Source organism: Primorskyibacter flagellatus, assembly GCF_900176485.1.
Lineage (GTDB): Bacteria > Pseudomonadota > Alphaproteobacteria > Rhodobacterales > Rhodobacteraceae > Primorskyibacter > Primorskyibacter flagellatus.
On record NZ_FWYD01000002.1, the window covers coordinates 539,515 to 545,897 of the forward strand.

Annotated in this window: 6 protein-coding genes and 3 pseudogenes; 3 read left to right on the plus strand and 6 right to left on the minus strand. The window is 58.8% G+C overall.

Annotated elements, in window-relative coordinates:
* Position 1: 1 nt before the first annotated feature.
* Genes fliE through B8991_RS05435 form a run of 3 tightly spaced genes read right to left on the minus strand, consistent with a single transcriptional unit; the run spans position 2 to position 1,107 of the window.
* Positions 2–295 carry a flagellar hook-basal body complex protein FliE gene (gene fliE / locus B8991_RS05425; RefSeq protein ID WP_084351075.1) on the minus strand — a complete coding sequence of 98 codons (294 nt, stop codon included), beginning with the start codon at positions 293–295 and terminating at the stop codon, positions 2–4.
* Between the two features lie 18 nt (positions 296–313).
* Positions 314–706 carry a flagellar basal body rod protein FlgC gene (flgC, locus tag B8991_RS05430; RefSeq protein WP_084351077.1) on the minus strand — a complete coding sequence of 131 codons (393 nt, stop codon included), beginning with the start codon at positions 704–706 and terminating at the stop codon, positions 314–316.
* Between the two features lie 17 nt (positions 707–723).
* Entirely contained in the window at positions 724–1,107 is a 384-nt protein-coding gene (locus tag B8991_RS05435; protein WP_179141429.1) for a FlgB family protein, read from the minus strand.
* An 85-nt stretch (positions 1,108–1,192) separates the two neighbouring features.
* On the opposite strand from B8991_RS05435, the gene B8991_RS05440 reads away from it, so the two are divergent.
* The gene (locus B8991_RS05440; protein WP_084351081.1) at positions 1,193–2,584 is read left to right on the plus strand and encodes a FliI/YscN family ATPase; all 1,392 of its coding nucleotides are present in this window, start codon (positions 1,193–1,195) and stop codon (positions 2,582–2,584) included.
* Positions 2,585–2,724: 140 nt separating this feature from the next.
* Positions 2,725–2,903, plus strand: a pseudogene (locus B8991_RS21845) (IS481 family transposase); the annotation flags it as partial.
* A 99-nt stretch (positions 2,904–3,002) separates the two neighbouring features.
* Here the strand turns inward: B8991_RS21845 and tnpC are convergent.
* From tnpC to tnpA, 3 genes and pseudogenes are all read right to left on the minus strand, one after another.
* Positions 3,003–4,652 (minus strand): annotated as a pseudogene (gene tnpC, locus B8991_RS05450) (IS66 family transposase).
* 62 nt (positions 4,653–4,714) lie between these two features.
* Positions 4,715–5,068: an IS66 family insertion sequence element accessory protein TnpB gene (tnpB, locus tag B8991_RS05455; RefSeq protein WP_084351083.1), complete on the minus strand. Its 354-nt coding sequence runs from the start codon at positions 5,066–5,068 to the stop codon at positions 4,715–4,717.
* On the minus strand, positions 5,065–5,529 hold the full coding sequence (tnpA, locus tag B8991_RS05460) for an IS66-like element accessory protein TnpA (protein ID WP_084351085.1): 465 nt from the start codon (positions 5,527–5,529) through the stop codon (positions 5,065–5,067). The genes tnpB and tnpA overlap by 4 nt, the downstream gene beginning before the upstream one ends.
* Positions 5,530–6,012: 483 nt before the next feature.
* Between tnpA and B8991_RS05465 the strand changes: the two are divergent.
* A pseudogene (locus B8991_RS05465) lies at positions 6,013–6,267 on the plus strand (IS110 family transposase); the annotation flags it as partial.
* Between the last annotated feature and the right edge of the window lie 116 nt (positions 6,268–6,383).

The window sequence follows — 6,383 nt, forward strand, 5'->3', positions numbered from 1 at the left end:
CCTAGACCGGCATCCGAAGGATTTCCTGATATGCCTCGACCACCTTATTACGGACCGTTACTGCGGTTTCGACAGCCAGTTCTGATTGTGCCAGTGCCTGAACCAGTGCGTGTGGATCAGCCTGTCCGACCATCGCGGCCTTCGCAGTTTCCTCGCCGGCCTGAACGGTTTGGGCGAAGTCTTCTGCCACATTGACGAAGGCTTCCTTCGCGCCTTGGGTGGTTTCCGGTACGGGCTGAAGGGCGGGTTTGCTACTGGTGTAGCTTTGGGCAGCGAAAAGCGATTGGATGTCCATTCTGGTCTCCCTTTGAAATTAGCGTCTTAGTAGCTCAAGCAATCCGCTCGACATTTGCCGGGCCTGATCGAACATTTTCAGGTTGGCCTCGTAGCTGCGCTGGGCTTCACGGGCGTCTGCCATCTCGATAATCAAATCCACATTGGAGGCTTCGTAATGACCGGTTTGGTCTGCCATCGGATGCGAAGGGTCGTGAATTTTGTCGAGTTCCGTCCTGTCGAGCGTCACCCGGCCAGTCGCCACACTGCCGACGCCGGTCGCCCGGTTCATTTCTGTTTCGAACGGGACAAGTTTGCGGCGATAGCCGGGCGTATCTGCGTTGGCTATATTCTCTGAAACCAGCCGAAGTCGTTTGGCCTGTGCTTGTAGTCCACTGGCAGAGACAAATAGCGAGTCGGAAAACGCACTCATATGGTGTCCTTTCTGGGTCAGCCCCGGCCAAGGCTGGCGCGCAGGATATTGAGGCTGGATTTATAGACCGCGAGCGCCTGATCGTGATTGCGTTTCGCCTCCACAGCCTTGACCATTTCCATCTCGACGGAAACACCGTTGCCGTTCGGACTGTCCGACGCGCCTTCCTTGACGCTGATCTCAGGCGTGGCTGGTGAGATGTTCCCGTTCAAGTGTCCGGCACGGGTTGCTTTTGGGACTCCACCGGTTTGGTTGGCGAAGCTGGCAAAATCACCGACCTGTCTCGCAAGATAGTCCGGGGTATCGGCATTCGCGATGTTCTGTGAAATCACGGCTTGGCGTGTTCCTGCGTGCTGCGCCAGCGAAATGGCGGTACGGAAAATTTCTAGGTTTTGATACACCGGGGCTTCTCCCTCGATTGGCTTCAACCAAGGCTTAACCCTGATTCCTTTAGAAAAGGTTTGTGGAACATTTCAGGAGCGTTCGATGCAAAATCGAGGGATTACCGATCTGAGGGAAAAAATCACCAGTCTTGAACCTGTTCGGGCGGTGGGTCGTGTGGCTGAGGTCGAGGGCGCGCTGATCTGGGTGCGCGGCATCGCCGGTGACGCGCGGATCGGCGACAGATTAAGCCTGTTCCGTCGGGATAACGCGCCGCTTGGCGGTGAGGCTTTGATGATCCGCAACGCTATGGTCGCGATGTTGCCAGAGGGCAACGTAGAAGGCGTGACTTTGGAAGACCGGGTCGCAGTCCTGGGCCGCAATACTCTGGCACCTTCAGATGAATGGATCGGGCGCGTGATTGATCCGTTCGGAAAGGCGCTGGATGGTTTGCCGCTGTCGGCCGGAAGCGGAAGACGGGAATTGCGATGTGATCCCCCGGATCCAGCAAGCCGGAGGCCCCTGGGCGCGCGCCTGGAAACCGGGCACGCTGTTTTCAATACGTTCCTCCCGATTGCGCGCGGTCAACGGCTTGGGCTTTTTGCGGGATCGGGCGTTGGTAAGTCGAGCTTGCTGGCCAGCCTTGCACGCCAGATCGACGCCGATGTTGTTGTTGTTTCTCTTGTTGGCGAACGCGGCCGCGAGCTTCGGGAGTTTGTCGATACCACACTTGGTGAGGATGGTATGAAGCGGTCAGTCGTCGTCGCCGCAACGTCTGATAGATCACCACTTGTCCGACGGCGCTGTCCATTGGCTGCGATGGCAGTTGCCGAACATTTTCGGGATCAGGGCGCGCATGTCTTATTACTCGTGGATTCAATCACGCGATTTGCCGAAGCGCATCGGGAGGTTGCAATCGCGGCTGGCGAGCTTCCAGCGTTGCGCGGGTATCCGCCCTCCACAGCGCATCAGATTATGTCGCTTTGCGAACGTGCGGGGCCGGGATCTGCCGCGGCAGGTGACATTACGGCCATCTTCTCGGTTCTTGTCGCTGGATCAGACATGGAAGAACCTGTCGCAGATATCCTGCGTGGTGTTCTTGATGGCCATGTCGTGATGGACCGGAAAATTGCCGAACGCGGACGATATCCGGCAATAGATTTGCTGAGGTCAGTCTCACGAAGCCTGCCCGGATGCGCCAGCGCAGACGAGAATCAATTGCTCCTTGCTGCACGCAAGTTAATGGGAACATATTCAGAATCTGAAATGATGGTTCGCGCGGGGTTGTATAAAGACGGCACAGATCCCGCACTGGACCAGGCTATTCGCGCTTGGCCGGAACTGGACGGCTTTCTTTCACTTTCCGAGCCGGGCAGTTCCCGAGACAGCTTTTCGCGGCTGCGTCTAATTCTGCGGAAAACCGGTGTGCAGATTGTTCCTGTGGCAACAAATTCGGTCACAGCGGCGTCGCATGCCCCGGGTCAGGTTTCGGGATGACGTGAGCCTAGGTGTTAAATTTCACAGTTTGACGGTGCGTTTTTTCTCGGGCTCGGAAGGAAGGAATACGGGACAAGTTCGTCACGGGAGCGCGATATACTGTCACCCTGCAGGCGCAAGCGCAGCATGCTGCCGAGAGAGGCTTCTTTCATATCGACATAGCCGAGGTTCAAACTGTGGAGGGCAAGCTCTACCTCCTTGTTGGCATTGACCGAGCCAGAAAGTTTACGATCGTGCAACTCGTGGACAAGGCGGATCGCAAGGCCGCGTGGAATTTCTAGAATATCTGCTCAAGGCTGTTCGCTACCGCATTCACAGTAAGCGGCGGCCGCGGCCCATTGATTTTTCAGTTGCGTTTGATTGATCGCGTGAAGCTGAGGTCTGCTGGTAGCTCGTCAGGAACTACGAGACGAGGTCCTTATGAGCCATCTGCCCGCTGGCCGTAGGCCCATGGCATCAACGCGTCGATGTCCTTGTCGAGATGACCGTTGGCCAGCTTCGTGAACAGGTCCTTCAGATAGGCGTATGGCTCGACGCCATTCATCTTGCAGGAGCCGATCAGGCTGGCGCAGCGTGTCCAGTTCCGGCCGCCTTCGTCATGACCGGCAAAAAGTGCGTTGCGGCGATTCATGGCAGGGCTGCGGATGACGTTCTCGACGAGGTTTGAGTCGATATCGACGTGACCATCGTCCAGGAACAGGCGGAAGCCGTCCTGACGCTTCAGCATATAGGCCATGGCCTTGCCGAGATCGGACTTGCGCGAGACCTGCCGGGCCTGCGCCTGCAGCCAGGCGAAGAATTCATCGACGAATGGACGAGACAGTTCCTGCCGGACGGCCCGGCGCTGATCAGGATCCGAGCCACGGATTTGGTCTTTGATCTTGTAGAGCGTGGCGATGCGCAACAGCGCCTTGTTCACGATAGGCGAACCCTTCGTGGGTTTGGCCTTGATCAGTTTGCGTCGTCCATGCGCCCAGCAGAACGCCAGACGCAATGGATCGCCGCCCGTGCGTTTTGGTGTGGCAAGGTGAGTATAGGCGCCGTAAGCATCAACTTGGATCGTGCCGTTGAAGCCGTGCAATATTTCGGCGGCATATTCGCCTTTACGCCCGGGCCGATAGTGGAACACGACACCCGGCGGTGCGGGGCCATTCCAGCCACGGTCGTCGCGCAAGACCGCCCAAAGGTAGCCAGTCTTGGTTTTGCCGCGCCCGGGATCCAGCACCGGGGCGGTGGTTTCGTCGACATAGAGCCGAGAACTTTCCGACATCAGGCGCTTGCCCATGTGATCGACCACGGGCGCAATCAGCGCGCCGGTCCGACCCATCTAGTCAGCCAGAACCGAGCGGTCGATCGGCACGCCGTGACGGGCCATGACCATGGCCTGCCGGTTCGGCGGCATGTGCTCGGAATGCTTGGACACGGCAATCTGGGCCAGCAGCGCCTCGGTGGACCAGCTGCCCTCCAGAAGATGCGCCGGGGCTTTGGCCTGAACTACACCCGCGCGCCCCTTGGGGCAGGCGTATTTAGGGCGGATCGTGACGATCACCTGATAGCGCGCCGGGATGTAATCCAGCCGGTCGACCCGATCCTCGCCGATCTTGACCATGTCGCCACAGCCGCAAGGGCAAGCAATGCTGTTAGGCTCGATGATACGCTCGACGCGCGGCAGGTGTTCCGGCAAGGCGCGCGCCTTGCGCTTCTTGCGCGGTGCCTTCTTCTCGGGATCGGTCCCGCTGGCCGCGATCTTCGCCTCGACCGCGGCAATCTGTTCCTGGGTCTCGGCGATGGCGGCTTCCAGTTCCTCCAGCGCCAATTCGAGCTGCGCGGGGTCCAGCTTCTCGGATTTAGGCCCAAACTTCGCATGCCGGTATTGCCCGACCTGGCCTTCCAGCTTCTCGATCAGTGCCTTCAACTCGGTGATGAAGGCGTCCTTCTCGGCCACCACCGCCTGCTCATGCTGGCGCGCCGCACGCTCGACCGACAGCTCGAATTGCGCGGCCTCGAACGCCTTCACAACCTCGGGCGGGAGGTCCGGAAACAGGCTGAGATCGAAGGGCTGCAACATGCGGATTCATAACCGTTCCGGGCAGGAAAGGCCAATAAAACAACACCAAAACAGGGCCAAATTCATCCCGCCGCACGAGACGCAAACACCCGTTGCGCCACAACCCGCCGCCAGTCCAGCCCTTCGAACAATGCTTCAAACTGGGCCCGCGACAGCCGCATCGTCCCGTCTTGTACCTTCGGCCAGGCAAAGCTTCCCTGTTCCAAGGCCTTGTAAACCAGCACGAGACCGGTTCCGTCCCAGACTAGGATTCTCATCCTGTCCCCGCGCTTTGATCGGAAGATTACCGTCACCCCGGAATGCAGATCGAGCGTCAGCTCGGTCTGCACAATCAGCTCCAGCCCCCGATGCCCGCAGCGGAAGTCCACCGGTCGCGTCGCGATCAGGATCGGTAGACGCTGCCCGGCGACAATCACGGCGCACCCCGCAGCGCCTGCACCAGAGCCACCGCACGTTCCACCGCCACATCATCGGGAATGCGCAGTATCACATCGGACGCGATCTCGATCATCAGCACCCCGGCGTCACCGGTCGCCGCCGCCTTTGAAGGAGATGAAACCGACTGACCCGCAGGCTCGGGCAGAATGGACAGCGGCACAAAGGCAGGCTCCGTCGCTTCGACCTTCGGCGATCCATGAAGCGCGTCCATCAAGTGACTTGGCAGGGCCAGCCGACCTTGTCGTGCATGGCGACGCCAATCCGAAAGATGATGAGGAAGAATATCATAGCGCGCGGCCACATCCACCACCCGGATACCGGGCTGCAGGCTTTCAGCCACGATCCGCGCTTTCACATCATCTGGCCAATGCCGCTTGCCGCGCCGCCGAGGTTCAACGACCTCGCACCGCCCCACGAACCCGTCACCACCATCCGCCATGCGATACCACCATCTGCTGACGCAGACCTTGTCGCAGGCGCGTCACGCGTCAGGAACACATCAAATCAATGGGCCGGAACCGCCGCATACCATTCACACGATCCTGACCTCCTCTCATTGGCTGCTCCGTAATCAACTGCTAGGCTATGGACGACGGCATCCGGTTCGCCGAGCAGCCCGGCACCGGACTACAGCATATTCACGGCAGATGTGACCTGATATGAGTTGCGAGGCAAATGGAATCGAGCACCACCTGACGAAACCGAACCATCCGTGCAGCGGTTCCATAACAACAATCACGATCAGTTGTGAGTGCATCTCGCCGACTTCACAGCGGCCTACTATTTCGTCGGAAGGCTCAAGATATTTAGCGGTCTCACGCCGGACGAATACATATGCTGAATGGCTTTGATGATGTGACCGCCCCCCGACGGCATCTCTGTGCCAAGGTGGGTCTGCGATGATCCACAAAGGAGGACGGTCATGTCGGAGATTATCACGGTCGGGCTCGATCTGGCGAAGAATGTGTTCCAGGTGCATGGGGCGGACGCCGCAGGCGGTGCGGTGCTACGGAAGAAGCTGCGGCGCACGCAGGTGCTGGGGTTCTTTGAGGCTTTGCCGCCTTGCGTCGTGGCGATGGAAGCCTGTGGTGGTGCACATTACTGGGGTCGAGAGATTGGCAAGCTTGGACATGAGGTCCGGCTGATCCCTCCGGCCTACGTGAAGCCCTTCGTGAAATAATGACCACCTCTCCATTACTTGACTTATCATCAGGTGGCCATAATGCGGAGGACTCTGTGCAAACCTGCTGTTTGTCAGCGTTTTTGCCCCATGTTCCTCCGCATTATTTCAGA